Origin of the sequence: Roseovarius tolerans, from assembly GCF_028885395.1 — a bacterium.
In the GTDB taxonomy this organism is placed as follows: domain Bacteria; phylum Pseudomonadota; class Alphaproteobacteria; order Rhodobacterales; family Rhodobacteraceae; genus Roseovarius; species Roseovarius tolerans.
On the sequence record NZ_CP118494.1, the window covers coordinates 1398590 to 1414759 of the forward strand.

Consider the following 16170-nt stretch of genomic DNA (forward strand, 5'->3'; position numbering starts at 1 on the left):
CCGGGAGAGCAGGACCGGTGGTTGGTCCGATCGCCCCATGCGTATATGATCGGTGATGCTGTCAGTCCGCCCCGATGGTTGCGGCTTGAGTGCCGATACCATCGGGACCAAAGACCGGGGACGGGCACCATCGCGAAAAATGGCTCAGTCCATCGCCTTGAAGTTGAACTCGCCGCCATCCTTGATCCCCGACGGCCAGCGTGACGTGATGGTCTTGCTGCGGGTGTAGAACTTGAACGCGTCCGGCCCGTGCTGGTTGAGATCGCCGAAGACCGATTTCTTCCAGCCGCCGAAGGTGTGATAGGCCAGCGGCACCGGGATCGGCACGTTGATGCCCACCATGCCGATATTGATCCGGTTGGCGAAATCGCGCGCCGCATCGCCATCGCGGGTAAAGATCGCAGTGCCGTTGCCCATTTCGTGATCCATCGCCAGCTTGAGCGCCTCTTCATAGCTGCCCGCGCGCACGGTCGATAGCACCGGCCCGAAGATTTCCTGCTGGTAGATGTCCATATCCGGCGTCACGCGGTCAAAGAGGTGCGGCCCGATAAAGAACCCGTCCTCGTAACCCTGCAGGTTGAAATCGCGGCCATCGACGACCAGCTCCGCGCCCTGATCAATGCCCGATTGCACCAGCCCGAGGATCTTTTCCTTGGCCGCCGCCGTCACTACGGGGCCGTAATCCACGTCATCGCCCGCCGTGTAGGGCCCGACCTTCAGCTTTTCGATGCGCGGCACCAGTTTCTCGATCAGCCGGTCGGCGGTCTCGTCGCCCACCGGCACGGCCACGGAAATCGCCATGCAGCGTTCGCCTGCAGCCCCGTAACCTGCGCCGATCAGCGCGTCGGCGGCCTGATCCATATCGGCATCGGGCATCACGATCATGTGGTTCTTGGCCCCGCCGAAACACTGCACGCGCTTGCCCTGCGAACAGCCGGTGCCGTAGATATATTCGGCAATGGGCGTGGAGCCGACAAAGCCGATCGACTGGATCACGTCATTGTAGAGGATCGCATCGACCGCGACCTTATCGCCGTTCACCACCTGCAACAGACCCTTGGGCAGGCCTGCCTCTTCCATCAGTTCGGCCAGCATCAGCGGCACCGAGGGGTCACGCTCCGACGGCTTGAGGATGAACGCGTTGCCGCAGGCCAATGCAGGCGCGAACATCCACATCGGGATCATCGCCGGAAAGTTGAACGGGGTGATCCCTGCCGTCACGCCCAAAGGCTGACGCATCGAATACATGTCGATGCCGGGCCCCGCGCTGTCGGTGAACTCCCCCTTGAGCATCTGCGGCGCGCCGATGCAGTACTCGACCACTTCCAGACCGCGCTGAATATCGCCCTTGGCATCGGGAAAGGTCTTGCCGTGCTCGCGGCTCAGCGTCTCGGCCAGCTTGTCCATGTCGCGGTTGAGCAGATCGACGAATTTCATCATCACCCGGGCGCGGCGCTGCGGGTTGGTGGCGCCCCATTTGGGCTGTGCGGCCTGTGCGGCTGCGACCGCCTGTTCCATCTCCTCGACGCTGGCCAGCGGGCATTTCGCCTGCACTTCGCCGGTGGCGGGGTTGAACACGTCGGAAAACCGGCCGGACGTGCCTTTGACATGTTCGCCGTTGATGTAATGGGTCAGTTCTTGCATCTGAGATCCTCCTCTAGGGTTGCGCGCAGGGTAGTCTTGCAAAACTCGAGCGAAAAGGGGCAATATTCCAAAAGCGATTTGCATTTTTGCAAAGGGGGCCGCCATGCAACCACATTGGGACGATATCCGGATCTTCCTGGCCGTGGCCCGCGCCGAGAGCCTGTCGGGTGCAGGCCGTGCGCTGCGCATCGACCCGGCCACCGTCGGCCGCCGCATTGCCCGGCTCGAGGAAGAGATGGGCGCGCCGCTTTTCGCCAAATCCCCCACCGGCTATGCGCTCAGCGAGGCGGGCGGGCGGCTGATGGCCCACGCGATACGCGCCGAACAGGCGATGCAGGAGGCGGCCGAGGACATGGCGGGCCAGGCGGGCAGCATGTCCGGGCAGATCCGCATCGGCGCGCCCGACGGCTGCGCCAATTTCCTGTTGCCGCAGGTCTGTGCCGCCATCGGGGCCGACAATCCCGATCTGGAAATCCAGATCGTCGCCCTGCCGCGCGTCTTCAACCTGACCCGCCGCGAGGCCGATATGGTGATCGCCGTCAGCCCGCCCACGGCGGGGCGGCTTACGGTGCAGAAACTCACCGATTACCGGCTGCATCTGGCGGCATCGGTCCGGTATTTGAAAAACGCAGGCCCCATCGAGACGCTCGCCGACCTGCGCGGCCACCGGATGGTCGGCTATATTCAGGACATGATCTTCGACAAGGAACTCGACTATCTCAGCGAGGCGGGGGTGGAGCGCGTCAGCCTCGCGTCGAACTCGGTCTCGGTGCAGCTTCACTGGGTGCGGCAGGCGGGCGGCATCGGCGTGCTGCACGATTTCTCACTGCCCTGGGCGCGCGGCGTGCGCCGTATCCTGACCGATCAATTCACCCTCACGCGCAGCTTCTATCTGGTGCGCCATGCCGATGATCGCAGGCTGGAACGGCAGAACCGGTTCGCCGCCGCGCTCGCCGACGGGTTGCGGCAAGAGGTTGCCCGGCTCGAGGCCCGCAGTTGACAAAAATTTTGTTCTGTATCACGCTGATTTGAGGATATTTTATTTCGGAGGGTACGCCATGCTGGTCCAGCAAATCCTGAAATCCAAGGGCGACGGCGCGGTGATCACGATCACCCCCGAAACCAAGGTCTCGGAAGCGGCGCAGACGCTGGCGGAACGTCGGATCGGTGGCCTCATTGTGTCGCGCGACGGCGAGACCGTCGACGGCATCCTCTCGGAACGCGACATCGTGCGCAGCCTCGCGGTGCGCGGCACCTCCTGCATGACCGAAACGGTATCCGACATGATGACCCGCAACCCGGTCTGCTGTTCTAAGCAAGACAGCTCGGACGCGGTTCTGACCCGCATGACCGATGGCCGCTTCCGCCACATGCCCGTGGTCGAGGATGGCAAGCTGGTGGGCATCGTCACGATCGGCGACGTGGTCAAGGCCCGGCTGGAGGAGTTGTCGATGGAGAAGAACGCGCTTGAAGGGATGATCATGGGCTACTAGCCCTTGCATTCACCGGCGCAATATTGTTGCGTGCGCTTCGACTGCAACAAAGGAGCGGCCCGATGCGCATAGCCCTCTATCCCGGCACGTTCGACCCGATCACGCTCGGGCATGTCGATATCATCCGCCGGGCGGCGATTCTGGTGGACCGGCTGGTGATCGGGGTGGCGATCAACCGCGACAAGGGCCCGCTTTTCTCGTTGGAAGAGCGCGTCGCGATGATCGAGGCCGAGGCCAAGGCGCTCAGCGTCGAGACCGGCACCGAAATCATCGCGCATCCGTTCGAGAACCTGCTGATCAACGCGGCCCATGACGTCGGCGCGCAGATCATCGTGCGCGGCCTGCGGGCAGTCACCGATTTCGAGTATGAGTTCCAGATGGTCGGGATGAACCGGGCACTCGACAACTCGGTCGAGACGGTGTTCCTGATGGCCGACGCCAACCATCAGGCCATCGCATCGAAACTGGTCAAGGAAATCGCCCGGCTTGGCGGGGACGTCACGAAATTCGTCCCCCCCGCCGTCAAGGCGGCGCTGCTGGCCAAACTCGACTGATCAGCCGAGGTGCTTGCCCATTTCGCCCGCCACATCCAGCATGCGGTTGGAAAAACCCCATTCGTTGTCATACCAGGCCAGCACCCGGCACATGCGGGCGTCCATCACCCGGGTCTGATCGACCGCAAAGATGCTGCTATGCGAGTTGTGGTTGAAATCCGATGAGACGAGCTCGCGGCGCGTGACGTCCAGCACCCGGTTGAGCGCGCCATTCGCCGCCGCCTGCATCGCCGCGTTGATCTCGTCGATATCCGTGTCGCGCGCGGCCTCGAATGTCAGGTCCACGACGCTCACATTCGGGGTCGGCACGCGAATGGCGGTGCCATCAAGCCGCCCGTCAAGCGCGGGCAGCACCAGCCCCACGGCACGCGCCGCCCCGGTGGTGGTGGGGATGATGTTCAGCCCCGCCGCCCGCGCGCGGTAGAGATCCTTGTGCATCGTGTCGAGCGTCGGCTGATCGCCGGTATAGCTGTGCACCGTGGTCATGAACCCGCGCGTGATGCCGATGCTCTCGTGCAGCACCTTGGCCACGGGGGCGAGGCAATTGGTGGTGCAGGAGGCGTTCGAGACGATCACGTCCTGCGCCGTCAGATCATTGTGGTTCACCCCGTAAACCACTGTGCGATCCGCGCCTTTTGACGGGGCCGAGACCAGCACCCGCTTGGCCCCGTTTGCCAAATGCGCCGCCGCCTTGTCGCGGTCGGCAAAGAGGCCGGTGCATTCCAGCACCACGTCGATATCGCCCCAGGGCAACTCTGCCGGGTCGCGCAGCGCGGTCACGCGGATCGGTCCGCGCCCGACGTCGATACTGTCCTCGGTCGTCGTGACGGACCCGGGAAAGCGGCCATGCACGCTGTCGAATTCCAGCAGATGCGCGTTGGTCTCGACCGGGCCCAGATCGTTGATCGCCACGATCTCGATGTCATGGCGTCCGGTTTCCACCAGCGCACGCAGCACGTTGCGCCCGATGCGGCCGAACCCGTTGATCGCCAGCCTGAGTGCCATGATGTTTCCTCCTGATATCTCGCGGCGCATACCCGCATAGTTAGCGCTAACATTTGATCGCGAACATAAACGAATTTCGAATGTAGTCAAATCATGGTTTCTTAATCGGAAAAGGTGCCGAAACGATCAACGCCAGAAGGCGAGATATTCGATGAACGCGACCAGTTTGCGCCCCAGAAAGACCGTGCCCGCGCTGTCGTGATAGACCTTGTCGAACACCAGGATTGCCACAATCATCAGTCCGAGAATGATCGCGATCCGGTTGGTCATGAGGGGTATTCCAAATGAAAAGGTCCCGCCGGGTATGCCCGACGAGACCACGTTGCGCAATAGTGCGCGGGTTTACTGCAACCGGCCCATCGCCACGGCCACATCGGCCATGCGGCACGAAAAGCCCCACTCGTTGTCATACCACGCCAGCACCCGCACCAGCCGCTTGCCGGTGACCTTGGTCTGATCGGGCGCGAAGATCGAGCTTTCCTCGGTATGGTTGAAATCCACGCTGACCTTGGGTTCGGGGTCATAGGCCAGCACGCCCTTCATCGGGCCTGCGGCGGCGGCGGCGACGACCTCGTTGACGTCGGCCTTGGTCACGTCGCGCTTGGCGACAAAGGTCAGGTCCACCGCCGAGACATTGGGCGTCGGCACCCTGATGGCCGACCCGTCGAGACGCCCCGCCAGTTCCGGCAGCACCTCGCCAAGCGCCTTGGCGGCCCCGGTCGAGGTCGGGATCATCGACATCGCCGCCGCCCGCGCGCGGTAAAGGTCACTGTGCCGCCGGTCGAGCGTCGGCTGATCGCCGGTATAGGCGTGGATCGTGGTCATGATGCCGCTCTCGATGCCGATCCCGTCATTCAGCACCTTGGCCAAAGGGGCCAGGCAATTGGTGGTGCAGGACCCGTTCGAGATCATCCGCTCGCCCGCCTGCAACGTCTCGTGGTTGACGCCGTAGACCACGGTGCGGTCCACGTTCTTGCCGGGCGCCGACAAGAGCACCTTGCGCGCGCCGCGCTCCAGATGGGTCTTGGCGGTCAGCCCGTCGTTGAACTTGCCGGTGCATTCCATCACCACATCCACACCCTCCCAGTCGAGCGCGGTCATGTCATAGGTCGAGTACATCTCGATCGGGCCCCGGCCCAGATCCATCGTGTTGCCCTCGACGGTGATCGGATGGGCAAAGCGGCCATGCACGCTGTCATAGCGCATCAGATGCGCTGCGGTCTCGATCGGGCCGGTGGCGTTGACCTTGACGACCTTGATATCGTTGCGCAGGCTTTCGGAAATATGCGCCAGTGTGGCGCGACCGATACGGCCGAAACCGTTGATACCGACGGTGATGGTCATTGGGCTCTCCTGCTCCGGGATTTGGCGGCGGTATAGACCCAAGCGGGCCGCGCTGAAAGATAGAAGTGATGCGTTTTCGTTGGTTATTCAGCATGTTAGCGATAACCGTTATCGCAAACCCATGCGCCGGGGCCATGATTGCGCTAACGGCGTGGGTGCCATGTCGGCAGTTGCACATATCGCTCAATCCGCTATCCACATGCGGCGGCGGGGCATGACCGCGACCGCAGGGGAGACACGAAAGAGAATGAAGGCCATGGCGATCAAGGTGACACCGCGCAGGGTAGGGGCCGCATGTCCCTGATCCTGCTGGTCGAACAGGCGCTCAACGGGCTGCAACTGGGGGTCATGCTGTTCCTGATGGCGGCCGGTCTGACGCTGATCTTCGGCGTCATGGGCCTGATCAACCTCGCGCATGGCTCGCTCTACATGGTGGGCGCGTTTGCGGCGGCGGCGGTGGCCGGGCTGACCGGCTCGTTCCTGCTGGCGCTGGTGGCCAGCCTCGCGGCGGCGGCCTTGGCCGGGGTGATTGTCGAGATCACGGTGATCCGGCGGCTCTACGACCGCGACCACCTCGATCAGGTGCTGGCCACCTTCGCGCTGATTCTCGTCTTCTCCGAGGGCACGCGCTGGCTCTACGGCTCGGTGCCGCTCTATCTCGACCGGCCCGAGTGGCTGTCGGGCACGGTGACGTTGCCATTGGGCATCGAATATTCTGCCTATCGTCTGGCGTTGATCGGCGCGGGGCTGGCGGTGGCGGCGGGGCTGTTCTGGATGATCGCCCGCACACGGCTGGGCATCCAGATCCGCGCCGGTGAGAATGACCGCGAGATGATCGGCGCGTTGGGCGTGAATATCTCGGGCCTCTACACGCTGGTCTTTGCACTCGGCGCGGCGCTCGCCGGGCTGGCGGGCGCGCTGATCGGCGCGATCCAATCGGTGCAGGTCGGCATGGGCGAGCCGGTGCTGATCCTCGCCTTCGTGGTCATCGTGATCGGCGGCATCGGCTCGATCAAGGGCGCGTTGGTGGGCGCGATCCTCGTCGGCATGACCGACACGCTGGGCCGGGTTCTGCTGCCGCAGGCGTTTGCCCTCGTCATGGACGCCTCATCGGCCACCACCGCAGGCTCGGCGCTCGCCTCCATGGCGATCTACCTGCTCATGGCGGGGGTGCTTCTCTTCCGGCCCAAGGGCCTCTTCGGCGGGGCCACGGCATGAGGCGCGAACGGGTGCTCAACACGGCCCTTTTGCTGGGTCTGCTGGCGATCCCGCTCTGGGCGTGGATCGTCGATGAGCCTTTTACAATCACCCTCGTCACCCGTGCCGTGATCCTCGCCATCGCCGGTGTCGGCCTCAACGTGGCGCTCGGGCTGGGCGGTCTGGTCAGTCTCGGGCACGCGGCGTTCTTTGGCTTGGGCGGCTATGCCATGGGCATTCTCGCCTACCACGCGCAGACCTATACCCCGCTGATCGAGATGCCGTTCCTGATTGAGGGCACGAAATCCATGCCGGTGATCTGGCTCGTCGCAATCGCCGTCAGCGCGCTCGCGGCGCTGGCCATCGGCGCGCTCTCCTTGCGCACCACGGGGGTCTATTTCATCATGATCACCCTCGCTTTTGGCCAGATGTTCTATTATTTCGCAATCTCCTGGCCCGCCTATGGCGGCGAGGACGGGCTGTCGATCTATGTGCGCAACGGCGTGGCGGGGCTCAACACGATGGACCCGCTCACCTTCTTCGCGATCTGCTACGCGCTGCTGCTGCTGGTGCTCTTCATCGTCTCGCGCCTTGCCGCTTCGCCCTTCGGCCTGATGCTGGGCGCCGCCCGCCAGAACCCCGCCCGGGTCGAGGCGGTGGGGCAGGCCCCTTACCGCCTCTACCTCACCGCCTTCGTCATCTCGGGTGCGATCACCGGGCTTGCGGGCGCGCTTTTTGCTGATCTCAACCGCTTCGTCAGCCCCGTCATGCTGTCCTGGCAAACCTCGGGCGAGATCATGGTTTTCGTGATCCTCGGCGGGGTCGGGCGCGTCTTCGGCCCGGTCGCGGGTGCCGCGCTCTTCATCGCGCTGGAACACTGGCTGGGCGGGCTCAGCGACTACTGGCACATCTATCTCGGCGCGATCCTGCTTGGCGTCGTGCTGTTCGCGCGCGGCGGAATCTATGGCCTCATTGCGGGGCGCGAGGTGGCGCATGACTGAGCCGGTGATCGACGTGCGGGGCATCACCAAGGCGTTCGGCGGGCTGGTGGCGAGCGACGATATCACGCTCGACCTGCGCCCCGGTGAGATCCACGCCCTCATTGGCCCCAACGGCGCGGGCAAGTCCACGCTGATCGCGCAAATCGCGGGCGCGCTGCGCCCCGACCGCGGGCAGGTGCGGCTCGACGGTCAGGACGTGACCGCGCTCGACACCCCCGCCCGCGCGCGGCGGGGCCTTGGCCGCACGTTTCAGATATCCTCGCTGGCGATGGATTACACGGTGTTGCAGAACGCGATGATCGGCGCGCTCGGGCGGCGCGGCGGGGTGATGCGCTTTCTGCGCCCGGTGATGCGCGACGCCGCCCTGCGCGACGCGGCTGAGACGGCCCTCGATCAGGTCGGTCTCTCGGAGTTTCGCGCCCTGCGCACGGCGGAACTGTCGCACGGTCAGCGGCGGCAGCTGGAACTGGCCGTCGCCCTCACGCTCACCCCCCGCGCTTTCGTCATGGACGAGCCTATGGCGGGCCTGGGCGCCGAAGGCTCCAAGCGGCTGATCACCTTCCTCTCCGACCTGCGCGCCCGCACGCCCATTCTGCTGGTGGAACACGACATGGATGCGGTCTTTGCCCTTGCCGACCGGATCAGCGTGTTGGTGGGTGGGCGCATCATCGCCACCGGCCCGGTGAGTGAGATTCGCGCCAACCCGGAGGTGCGCCGCGCCTATCTGGGCGAGGACGCCCAGCCATGAGCCTGCTCACCCTCTCGCATATCTCGGCCTTCTACGGCCCCTCGCAGGCGCTCTTCGATGTCGATCTGGCCCTGGACGAGGGCGAGGTGCTCGCGCTTCTGGGGCGCAACGGCATGGGCAAATCCACCACCATCAAGGTGATCTGCCGCCTGTTGCGCCATCGCGGCGGCGCGGTGATGTTCGACGGGCAGGACATGGCCCGCCTGCCCAGCTACCGCGCGGCGCGCGCAGGCATCGGTCTTGTGCCGGAGGGACGGCGTTGCTTCACCAATCTCACGGTCGAGGAAAACCTGATCGCCGCCGCGCGCCCCGGTGAATGGGATCTTGCCCGCGTCGCGGGGCTCTTTCCCCGGCTTCAGGAACGCCGCGTGCAATCGGCAGGCTCGCTCTCGGGCGGTGAGCAGCAGATGCTCGCCATCGGGCGCGCGCTGATGACCAACCCGCGCCTGCTGATCCTCGACGAGGCGACCGAGGGGCTGGCCCCCGTGGTGCGACAGGAAATCTGGGCCGCCATCGCCCGGCTCAAATCCGAGACCGGCATGGCGTTGATCGTGGTCGATAAATCCTTGGGCGAACTCGGCCGTATCGCCGACCGCGCCGTGGTGCTGGAAAAGGGCGTCTCGGTCTGGTCCGGCGCCTACGCCGCGCTCTCGCCCGCGCTGACTGATCGTTATCTCGGCGTCTGAGCGGCCTCGGCCAAGAGCGCCCGCGCCACCAGCGCAGGCACTCCCGGGGCACAACCGATAGGATCGAGCCGCACGCCCTGAAACCCCGTCCCGTCCAGCGCCTCGGGGATATCGTCGATCACATGGCCGAGGATCGCGGCAAAGAACGGCAGGCAGATCGCCTGCGCCCCCAGCCCCGCCGCCTGATCGGCAAGGTAGGGTGCCTGCTCGACAAACCCCACGCGCATCTCGGCAAAGCGCATCCGCTGCGCCACAGCCTCGGCGAACGCCCGGGTGTCACGCGCCGAATTCGGGCTGCGCCCCGATCCGTGCCCGGCGATGAAAAGCTGCGTCTCGCCCGCCAGCCAGCCGCGGACTGCCAGCACATCGCGCAACACCTCAGCGGCCAGATCGGGCAACTCGGACGACACGCCAAGCGGCCGCAGAACCCGCGCCTCCTGTGCCCCGCTCAGCCGCTTGCGCAGGTTGTCACCGGTGAACCACCCCTCGGTCATGAAGAGCGGATAGACCAGCGGCGCAGGCCCCGCCGCGTCGAGGGCGGCATCGAGCGCACCGGGTGCCGCCAGGGTCGCCGCCCCCACATGCCAGCCGGGCAGGGCCTCCGCCACCCGCGCGGTGAACCGTTCCAGATCGGCCTGCGCCGGATCGGGGTCCGAGGGCTGTCCGTGGCTCACGATGATGGCGGCGGGCATGGGCATCTCCTTGCAAGTCTCGGCATCTCAGCCACTGGCGCAGGAAATGCAGCGCGGCGCGGCGGGGTCAAGCCGCAACCGCCCCTCCGCGATCTCCTCGCCACAATCCTCGCAATAGCCGAACTCCCCTTCGTCGATCCGCGCGAGCGCGGCCATCAGCCGCCTTTGCTCGGCCTGCCGTCTAGCATGCCCCGCCTTGGCCATCGCCTGATTTTGCAACGCGTCCATACGGCTCAGCCGTCCGACCGCCTGCTGATCCAGCTCCACCGTCGCCTGACCCTCGCGCCCGCGCGCCTCGTCCTGCTCCAACTCCGCCAGAAGGCTCTCGATCAACACCCGAAATTCCGCCGCCCGCGTGTCATTCATTTTGGTGATCCCCCCTGTCACGCCTTTGCATTTTACGACGCATGCCTATCTGCTATACTCAAGCCGATCCAGAGGAGCATGAGCCGTGGCACATACCAAGACCAAACTGGCCGAATTCGATCCCGTCTGGGCGCGCATCGCCCGCGAGGCCGAGGCCGCGATCAGCGACGAGCCGCTTCTCGGCGGCCTCATTCATTCCAGCGTGCTGCACCACGGCACCTTCGAATCGGCGCTCGCCTATCGCATTTCGCTCAAGCTGACCTCGAACGAGATGCCCGAGCAGATCCTGCGCGAAATCTGCGACATGGCGCTCAATTCCGACGAGTCGATCGGCCTTGCCGCGCGCGCCGATATCGTGGCAGTGAACGACCGCGACCCGGCCTGCGACCGCTTCCTGCTGCCGCTCCTGTTCTTCAAGGGCTTTCAGGCGATTCAGACCTACCGCATCGCGCATTGGCTGTGGGAAACCGGGCGCTACGATCTGGCGCGGTTTTTCCAGATGCGCTGCTCCGAGGTGTTCGGCGTCGATATTCACCCCGGCGCCCGGATCGGCAAGGGGATCATGATCGACCACGCCCATTCCATCGTCATCGGCGAGACGGCAGTGGTCGGCGACAACGTCTCGATGCTGCATTCGGTGACATTGGGCGGCACCGGCAAGGAAGAAGAGGACCGCCACCCCAAGATCGGCAACGGCGTGCTGATCGGGGCAGGGGCCAAGGTGCTGGGCAATATCAAGGTCGGCAATTGCAGCCGCGTCGCCGCAGGCTCGGTCGTGCTCGAAGAGGTGCCGCCCTGCAAGACCGTCGCGGGCGTCCCCGCCAAGATCGTCGGCGAGGCGGGCTGCGATCAGCCCTCGGTCAGCATGGATCAGCTGTTGGGCGTGCGCGGCACCGACGAGGACGACTAGCGCGGCGCAGCCTGCATGCAGACCACCTTCACCCTCACCACGCAGGGGCAGGGCCTCTACGAGTTCACCGACCGTGTCGCCGATTGGGTGGCGGGCGATGGCCTCCTGACGCTGTTCATCCGCCACACCTCGGCCAGCCTGCTCATTCAGGAAAACGCCGATCCCGAGGTGCAGACCGACCTGCACGCCTTTTTCGCCCGTCTTGTGCCGCCAACCACCGATCCGTCGATGGCCTATCTCAGCCATAGCTATGAGGGGCCCGACGACATGCCCGCGCATATCAAGGCGGCACTCCTGCCGGTCAGCCTCGGCATCCCGGTCGAGGATGGCCGCCTGCGGCTTGGCACGTGGCAGGGGATATACCTCTTCGAGCACCGCGATGCGCCGCATATCCGCGAGGTTGCGGCGCATCTCGGCTAGGCGTGCCCGCGCCCCGACCTATTGCGTCGGCATCAGAAAGATTTCCTGCACCGAGGCGCGCGCGGGCGCGCTCAGCGCATGCATCACCGCATGCGCCACATCCTCGGGCTGCAGCTTGTCGGGCTTGGGGCTGTCGAAAAAGGGCGTGTCGACCATGCCCGGCGCGATCACCGTGCAGCGCCCGCCCCACTCGCGCATCTCCTCGGCCATGTTGCCGCCAAAGCCATGCACGAACCATTTCGAGGCGCCGTAGATCGAGCCCTTGATATGCCGCTTGCCCGCCGCCGAGCCGGTCAGGACCAGATGCCCCTTGCTTTCTTGCAGCGCGCCGTAGCTGGCCTTGACCGTGAAGAGCAGGCCCATGACGTTGATATCCATCATGCTGCGCCATTCCTCGGGGTCGCCCTCGGCCACGCCGGGGGTGTCGAGCCCGCGCCCGGCATTGGCAAAGACGGCGTTGATCTGCCCGAACCGCGCTTGCGTCTCGCGCACCGCGTGCTCCAGATCGGCCATCTGCGTGACGTCACCGGGCAGGGCGAGGGCGCGCGCCTCTCCCAATTCCGCCACCAGCGCGTCCAGCTTGTCTTGGCTGCGCGCGAACAGCGCCACGTTCCAGCCTGCATCGGCGGCGGCACGCGCGGTCTCGGCCCCGATCCCGCTCGAGGCCCCGGTGATGAACAGCGTCTTGGTCGTCATGTGATGTCCTTTCCATTCGTGTTTCCGCTCATCTAGGCCCCCGACCGGTCTCTTTCAAAGGCAATCACGCCGCCTATCTAGCGGTGCGATTTCCCCCCTACCCAAAACCTTGCGGCTGTCCTATAGTGACTGTGGATAACTGGGCTTCAGACCCATGACCCAAGAGGCAGAGACAAAGAAGGGGGACGGCCCATGCGCTGCCCGTTTTGCGGAAATATCGATACACAGGTGAAGGATTCACGCCCCGCCGAGGATCACGTCTCGATCCGGCGCAGGCGCTTCTGCCCGGCCTGCGGCGGGCGGTTCACCACCTATGAGCGGGTCCAACTGCGCGATCTCGTGGTGGTCAAGACCAATGGCCGGCGCGAGGATTTCGACCGCGACAAGCTGGAACGCTCGATCCGCATCGCGCTCCAGAAACGTCCCATAGAGCCCGACCGCGTAGAGCAGATGATCTCCGGCATCGTGCGCCGATTGGAGAGCATGGGCGAGACCGATATCCCCTCCAAGACCGTGGGCGAAATCGTGATGGAAAGCCTCGCAAGGATCGACACGGTGGCCTATGTGCGCTTTGCCAGCGTCTACAAGAACTTCCAGGAAGCCGATGATTTCGACCGCTTCGTAAGCGAGTTGCGCCCCGACGAGGCGGCGGCAACCCCAGACCCCGACGCGTGACGGGACGGGACGTTCGTTTCATGCGCCTCGCCCTGTCGCTCGGGCGGCGGGGCATGGGGCAATGCGCGCCCAACCCGGCGGTCGGCTGCGTCATCGTCAAGGATGGCCGCATCATCGGGCGCGGCTGGACCGCACCGGGCGGGCGGCCGCATGCCGAAACGCAGGCGCTTGCACAGGCAGGCGCGGCGGCACGCGGCGCCACCGCCTATGTCACGCTTGAACCCTGCGCGCATCACGGAAAAACCCCGCCCTGCGCCGAGGCGCTGATCGCGGCCCGGGTGGCGCGCGTGGTGGCCTCGTTCGATGACAATGACGCGCGCGTCGCGGGGCGTGGTTTCGCCATGCTGCGCGCCGCCGGAATAGAGGTGACGACCGGCGTCATGGCCGAAGAAGCCGCGCGCGATCTCGCCGGATCGCTGATGCGCAACGAAACCGGGCGGCCTTTCGTGACGCTGAAACTCGCCTCCAGCCTCGACGGGCGCATCGCCACCGCCACCGGTCACAGCCAGTGGATCACAGGGGCACAGGCGCGGCGCATGGTCCACGCGATGCGCGCGCGCCATGACGCGGTGATAGTGGGGGCAGGCACGGCGCGCGCCGACGATCCCACGCTCACCGTGCGCGACATGGGCGCGCGCAGGCAACCGGTGCGCGTGGTGGTCTCGCGCAGGCTCGACCTGCCGCTGATGTCCAATCTCGCGCGCACCGCGAATGATGTGCCGCTCTGGCTCTGCCACGGCACCGAGGTCGACCCTGCCATCGCCGAGGCGTGGCGCGGCGTCGGCGCGCGGCTCTTGCCCTGCGACGTGATGGCAGGGCAGGTCGACCCCGAGGCGATCCTTCAGGCGCTCGGGCAGGCGGGGCTGACGCGGGTGCTCTGCGAAGGCGGCGGCGCGCTCGCCGCGTCGCTTCTGGGGGCGGGTCTGGTCGATGAATTCGTCAGTTTCACCGCCGGTCTCGCCATCGGGGCCGAGGGCCTGCCCGGCATCGGCGCGCTGGGCCTTGCGCGGCTGGAAGAGGCGGGCCGCTTCACGCTCGGTGAGACCCGCCAGGTGGGTGGCGACGTGATGCATCGCTGGCGTCGCATCTGAGTATTTTTTCCATAAAGAAACCGATATCTTCTTTATGGTCCAAACACTCTCGCCGAAGGCGTTACGACATTTGCCCCCTCACGCCGGTTTGCGCGGTCGCGCCCGCGCCGCCATCACATCCCGCCCCAATGTAAGCGTATAGGCCTCCAGTTCCGACAGCGCGGCCTGCGCCGTGTCGCCTTCGTGGCGCTCCAGCGCATCGGCGATGCGGGTGTGAAAGCCGACGATCGACTCGCGCGACCGCGCGGTGAAGGTGATCATGTTCATCAGCGGCTGCATCGCCTCGACCGCCCCGGCCAATTGGTAGCTGAGCACCGGATTGTCCGCACTGTCCACCAAGGCCCGGTGAAACGTGACATCCGAGGCGCAAAAGCTCTCATCCGTCAGCCCCGGCTGCCCCTGCCGGTGAATTTCCGCCCGCATCGTGGCCAGCGTGTCGGGCGTGCGGCGTAGGGCTGCCAGCGGCGTGCAGGCGCGCTCGAGCGCATAGCGCGCCTCGCAGGCCACATCGAAGCTGATCGCGTTCATCGACAGAAGCAGCGTCGAGGTGGTGATATGCTGACCGTAAGCCTCGGGGTAACTCAGTCGGTTCACAAAGGCCCCGCCGAACGCGCCGCGCGCGGTGCGGATGAGCGATTGCGCCGCCAGCCGCTTCAGCGCCTCGCGCACCGTCGGGCGCGACACCTCGAAGTGATCGGCCAGTTCCGCCTCGGACGGCAGGCGCTCGTCGACAATGAGCCGCCCGGCCATGATCTCCTCGCGGATGGCCTCGGCGATCTGGGCCGAAAGGTCGGCCTTGTTATCGGGATCAATTTTCATTTGTCTTACATTTAAATGTCTGACAATTTAAACGCAAGAGATGAGTCGTGAGGGAGAGCGCGATGATTGCGGCACAGGTCAGACGAATGGGCGGCGGGCACTGGCTGGTGCTGTTCGGCCTCATTCTCGGGGCCTGGGGGCTGCTCTATGCCATGGCGCTACCTGCCGACCTGCGCGACGGCGCGGTGATCTACGGCGCGGATTTCCTGCAAAGCCTGTGCATCGTCACGCCCGACGCCGCCGGGTTCGGCCGGATCATCCTCATGTGGGCGCTGATGTCGGCGGCGATGATGGCCCCCACCGCGCTGCCCGCCTTCGCCACCTATGAAGAGCTGAGCCATACCGGCGAAACCCGCTTCGGCGCGCTGGTGGCGGGCTATCTGTCGGTCTGGCTCGGGTTTTCGGTTCTGGCCGCAGCCGCGCAGATGGCGCTCTTTCAGGCGGGCCTGCTGACGGCCTTCGGCGACAGCCGCTCCGGCGTGCTCTCGGCGGCATTGCTGGCCCTCGCCGGACTATACCAGTTCAGCCCCGCCAAGGAGGCATGCCTGTCAAAATGCCGCCGCCCGCTGTCCTTCTTCATGCAATACTGGGATGAGGGCGCTGTGCGCAACGGCGTCCGCCTTGGCCTTGTCTGCTTGGGGTGCTGCTGGGCGCTGATGCTGCTGGCTTTCGTAGGGGGCGTGATGAACCTCGCCTTCATGGGGCTGGCCACGGTGATCATGGTTCTGGAAAAACTGCCCGATATCGGGCGCTGGCTCACCCGCCCCCTGGGCGTCGTGCTGCTGGCCGCATCGGTCTGGGTTCTGTTCGCGACAATATGAGAGAGGAG

20 protein-coding genes are annotated in these 16170 nt (G+C 65.5%); 12 read left to right on the forward strand and 8 right to left on the reverse strand.

Annotated elements, in window-relative coordinates; all coding sequences use genetic code 11:
* Window positions 1-144: 144 nt before the first annotated feature.
* Window positions 145-1644, reverse strand: a complete 1500-nt coding sequence (locus PVU19_RS06875; protein WP_050662002.1) for a CoA-acylating methylmalonate-semialdehyde dehydrogenase — start codon at window positions 1642-1644, stop codon at window positions 145-147.
* A 103-nt stretch (window positions 1645-1747) separates the two neighbouring features.
* Between PVU19_RS06875 and PVU19_RS06880 the strand changes: the two genes are divergently transcribed.
* The 3 genes from PVU19_RS06880 (at window position 1748) to coaD (ending at window position 3691) form a co-directional block, all read left to right on the forward strand.
* Window positions 1748-2644 carry a LysR family transcriptional regulator gene (locus PVU19_RS06880; protein ID WP_050662003.1) on the forward strand — a complete coding sequence of 299 codons (897 nt, stop codon included), beginning with the start codon at window positions 1748-1750 and terminating at the stop codon, window positions 2642-2644.
* 58 nt (window positions 2645-2702) lie between these two features.
* On the forward strand, window positions 2703-3137 hold the full coding sequence (locus PVU19_RS06885; protein WP_050662004.1) for a CBS domain-containing protein: 435 nt from the start codon (window positions 2703-2705) through the stop codon (window positions 3135-3137).
* Between the two features lie 62 nt (window positions 3138-3199).
* Window positions 3200-3691 carry a pantetheine-phosphate adenylyltransferase gene (gene coaD, locus PVU19_RS06890; RefSeq protein WP_050662005.1) on the forward strand — a complete coding sequence of 164 codons (492 nt, stop codon included), beginning with the start codon at window positions 3200-3202 and terminating at the stop codon, window positions 3689-3691.
* On the opposite strand, the gene gap (PVU19_RS06895) is transcribed toward coaD, so the two are convergent.
* From gap (PVU19_RS06895) to gap (PVU19_RS06905), 3 genes are all read right to left on the reverse strand, one after another.
* The gene (gene gap / locus PVU19_RS06895) at window positions 3692-4696 is read right to left on the reverse strand and encodes a type I glyceraldehyde-3-phosphate dehydrogenase (RefSeq protein WP_050662037.1); all 1005 of its coding nucleotides are present in this window, start codon (window positions 4694-4696) and stop codon (window positions 3692-3694) included.
* Window positions 4697-4822: 126 nt separating this feature from the next.
* Entirely contained in the window at window positions 4823-4966 is a 144-nt protein-coding gene (locus PVU19_RS06900) for a hypothetical protein (protein WP_050662006.1), read from the reverse strand.
* A 72-nt stretch (window positions 4967-5038) separates the two neighbouring features.
* Window positions 5039-6040, reverse strand: a complete 1002-nt coding sequence (gene gap, locus PVU19_RS06905) for a type I glyceraldehyde-3-phosphate dehydrogenase (protein ID WP_050662007.1) — start codon at window positions 6038-6040, stop codon at window positions 5039-5041.
* 294 nt (window positions 6041-6334) lie between these two features.
* On the opposite strand from gap (PVU19_RS06905), the gene PVU19_RS06910 reads away from it, so the two are divergent.
* Genes PVU19_RS06910 through PVU19_RS06925 form a run of 4 tightly spaced genes read left to right on the forward strand, consistent with a single transcriptional unit; the run spans window position 6335 to window position 9672 of the window.
* Window positions 6335-7258 carry a branched-chain amino acid ABC transporter permease gene (locus PVU19_RS06910; protein WP_050662008.1) on the forward strand — a complete coding sequence of 308 codons (924 nt, stop codon included), beginning with the start codon at window positions 6335-6337 and terminating at the stop codon, window positions 7256-7258.
* Window positions 7255-8238, forward strand: a complete 984-nt coding sequence (locus tag PVU19_RS06915; RefSeq protein WP_050662009.1) for a branched-chain amino acid ABC transporter permease — start codon at window positions 7255-7257, stop codon at window positions 8236-8238. Before PVU19_RS06910 ends, PVU19_RS06915 begins: the two co-directional genes overlap by 4 nt.
* On the forward strand, window positions 8231-8986 hold the full coding sequence (locus tag PVU19_RS06920; RefSeq protein WP_050662010.1) for an ABC transporter ATP-binding protein: 756 nt from the start codon (window positions 8231-8233) through the stop codon (window positions 8984-8986). The genes PVU19_RS06915 and PVU19_RS06920 overlap by 8 nt, the downstream gene beginning before the upstream one ends.
* On the forward strand, window positions 8983-9672 hold the full coding sequence (locus PVU19_RS06925) for an ABC transporter ATP-binding protein (protein WP_050662011.1): 690 nt from the start codon (window positions 8983-8985) through the stop codon (window positions 9670-9672). The genes PVU19_RS06920 and PVU19_RS06925 overlap by 4 nt, the downstream gene beginning before the upstream one ends.
* On the opposite strand, the gene PVU19_RS06930 is transcribed toward PVU19_RS06925, so the two are convergent.
* Together PVU19_RS06930 and PVU19_RS06935 are read right to left on the reverse strand one after the other, a co-directional pair.
* Complete coding sequence (locus PVU19_RS06930) at window positions 9657-10364, reverse strand: CbiX/SirB N-terminal domain-containing protein (RefSeq protein WP_050662038.1); 708 nt, start codon at window positions 10362-10364, stop codon at window positions 9657-9659. The two genes, PVU19_RS06925 and PVU19_RS06930, sit on opposite strands and share 16 nt — an antisense overlap.
* Before the next feature lie 27 nt (window positions 10365-10391).
* Window positions 10392-10730, reverse strand: coding sequence for a TraR/DksA family transcriptional regulator (locus tag PVU19_RS06935; protein ID WP_050662012.1), 339 nt, complete (start codon window positions 10728-10730; stop codon window positions 10392-10394).
* 85 nt (window positions 10731-10815) lie between these two features.
* Here PVU19_RS06935 and cysE point away from each other — a divergent pair, with 85 nt between their 5' ends.
* Together cysE and PVU19_RS06945 are read left to right on the forward strand one after the other, a co-directional pair.
* Window positions 10816-11640, forward strand: coding sequence for a serine O-acetyltransferase (gene cysE, locus PVU19_RS06940; protein ID WP_050662013.1), 825 nt, complete (start codon window positions 10816-10818; stop codon window positions 11638-11640).
* Between the two features lie 15 nt (window positions 11641-11655).
* A complete protein-coding gene (locus PVU19_RS06945) occupies window positions 11656-12060 on the forward strand; it encodes a secondary thiamine-phosphate synthase enzyme YjbQ (RefSeq protein WP_050662014.1) in 405 nt (134 codons plus the stop codon).
* Between the two features lie 18 nt (window positions 12061-12078).
* Here the strand turns inward: PVU19_RS06945 and PVU19_RS06950 are convergent, their stop codons facing one another.
* Window positions 12079-12756 carry an SDR family oxidoreductase gene (locus tag PVU19_RS06950; protein ID WP_050662015.1) on the reverse strand — a complete coding sequence of 226 codons (678 nt, stop codon included), beginning with the start codon at window positions 12754-12756 and terminating at the stop codon, window positions 12079-12081.
* Window positions 12757-12948: 192 nt separating this feature from the next.
* Between PVU19_RS06950 and nrdR the strand changes: the two genes are divergently transcribed.
* Together nrdR and ribD are read left to right on the forward strand one after the other, a co-directional pair.
* A complete protein-coding gene (gene nrdR / locus PVU19_RS06955) occupies window positions 12949-13431 on the forward strand; it encodes a transcriptional regulator NrdR (protein WP_050662016.1) in 483 nt (160 codons plus the stop codon).
* 20 nt (window positions 13432-13451) lie between these two features.
* A complete protein-coding gene (gene ribD / locus PVU19_RS06960; RefSeq protein ID WP_050662017.1) occupies window positions 13452-14522 on the forward strand; it encodes a bifunctional diaminohydroxyphosphoribosylaminopyrimidine deaminase/5-amino-6-(5-phosphoribosylamino)uracil reductase RibD in 1071 nt (356 codons plus the stop codon).
* A 78-nt stretch (window positions 14523-14600) separates the two neighbouring features.
* Here the strand turns inward: ribD and PVU19_RS06965 are convergent, their stop codons facing one another.
* Complete coding sequence (locus tag PVU19_RS06965) at window positions 14601-15341, reverse strand: FadR/GntR family transcriptional regulator (protein ID WP_050662018.1); 741 nt, start codon at window positions 15339-15341, stop codon at window positions 14601-14603.
* A gap of 86 nt (window positions 15342-15427) precedes the next feature.
* Between PVU19_RS06965 and PVU19_RS06970 the strand changes: the two genes are divergently transcribed.
* Complete coding sequence (locus tag PVU19_RS06970; protein ID WP_050662019.1) at window positions 15428-16162, forward strand: DUF2182 domain-containing protein; 735 nt, start codon at window positions 15428-15430, stop codon at window positions 16160-16162.
* The last annotated feature ends 8 nt before the right edge of the window (window positions 16163-16170 follow it).

What these genes read in the sequence shown, in the direction of transcription:
- coaD (WP_050662005.1), top strand. Translation starts at nt 3,200, where the DNA reads ATGCGCATAGCCCTCTATCCCGGCACGTTCGACCCGATCACGCTCGGG.
- nrdR (WP_050662016.1), top strand. Translation starts at nt 12,949, where the DNA reads ATGCGCTGCCCGTTTTGCGGAAATATCGATACACAGGTGAAGGATTCA.
- PVU19_RS06925 (WP_050662011.1), top strand. Translation starts at nt 8,983, where the DNA reads ATGAGCCTGCTCACCCTCTCGCATATCTCGGCCTTCTACGGCCCCTCG.
- gap (WP_050662037.1), bottom strand. Translation starts at nt 4,696, where the DNA reads ATGGCACTCAGGCTGGCGATCAACGGGTTCGGCCGCATCGGGCGCAAC.
- PVU19_RS06880 (WP_050662003.1), top strand. Translation starts at nt 1,748, where the DNA reads ATGCAACCACATTGGGACGATATCCGGATCTTCCTGGCCGTGGCCCGC.
- PVU19_RS06930 (WP_050662038.1), bottom strand. Translation starts at nt 10,364, where the DNA reads ATGCCCGCCGCCATCATCGTGAGCCACGGACAGCCCTCGGACCCCGAT.
- gap (WP_050662007.1), bottom strand. Translation starts at nt 6,040, where the DNA reads ATGACCATCACCGTCGGTATCAACGGTTTCGGCCGTATCGGTCGCGCC.
- PVU19_RS06970 (WP_050662019.1), top strand. Translation starts at nt 15,428, where the DNA reads ATGGGCGGCGGGCACTGGCTGGTGCTGTTCGGCCTCATTCTCGGGGCC.
- ribD (WP_050662017.1), top strand. Translation starts at nt 13,452, where the DNA reads ATGCGCCTCGCCCTGTCGCTCGGGCGGCGGGGCATGGGGCAATGCGCG.
- PVU19_RS06915 (WP_050662009.1), top strand. Translation starts at nt 7,255, where the DNA reads ATGAGGCGCGAACGGGTGCTCAACACGGCCCTTTTGCTGGGTCTGCTG.
- PVU19_RS06935 (WP_050662012.1), bottom strand. Translation starts at nt 10,730, where the DNA reads ATGAATGACACGCGGGCGGCGGAATTTCGGGTGTTGATCGAGAGCCTT.
- PVU19_RS06910 (WP_050662008.1), top strand. Translation starts at nt 6,335, where the DNA reads ATGTCCCTGATCCTGCTGGTCGAACAGGCGCTCAACGGGCTGCAACTG.
- PVU19_RS06945 (WP_050662014.1), top strand. Translation starts at nt 11,656, where the DNA reads ATGCAGACCACCTTCACCCTCACCACGCAGGGGCAGGGCCTCTACGAG.
- PVU19_RS06875 (WP_050662002.1), bottom strand. Translation starts at nt 1,644, where the DNA reads ATGCAAGAACTGACCCATTACATCAACGGCGAACATGTCAAAGGCACG.
- PVU19_RS06950 (WP_050662015.1), bottom strand. Translation starts at nt 12,756, where the DNA reads ATGACGACCAAGACGCTGTTCATCACCGGGGCCTCGAGCGGGATCGGG.
- PVU19_RS06920 (WP_050662010.1), top strand. Translation starts at nt 8,231, where the DNA reads ATGACTGAGCCGGTGATCGACGTGCGGGGCATCACCAAGGCGTTCGGC.
- PVU19_RS06900 (WP_050662006.1), bottom strand. Translation starts at nt 4,966, where the DNA reads ATGACCAACCGGATCGCGATCATTCTCGGACTGATGATTGTGGCAATC.
- PVU19_RS06965 (WP_050662018.1), bottom strand. Translation starts at nt 15,341, where the DNA reads ATGAAAATTGATCCCGATAACAAGGCCGACCTTTCGGCCCAGATCGCC.
- PVU19_RS06885 (WP_050662004.1), top strand. Translation starts at nt 2,703, where the DNA reads ATGCTGGTCCAGCAAATCCTGAAATCCAAGGGCGACGGCGCGGTGATC.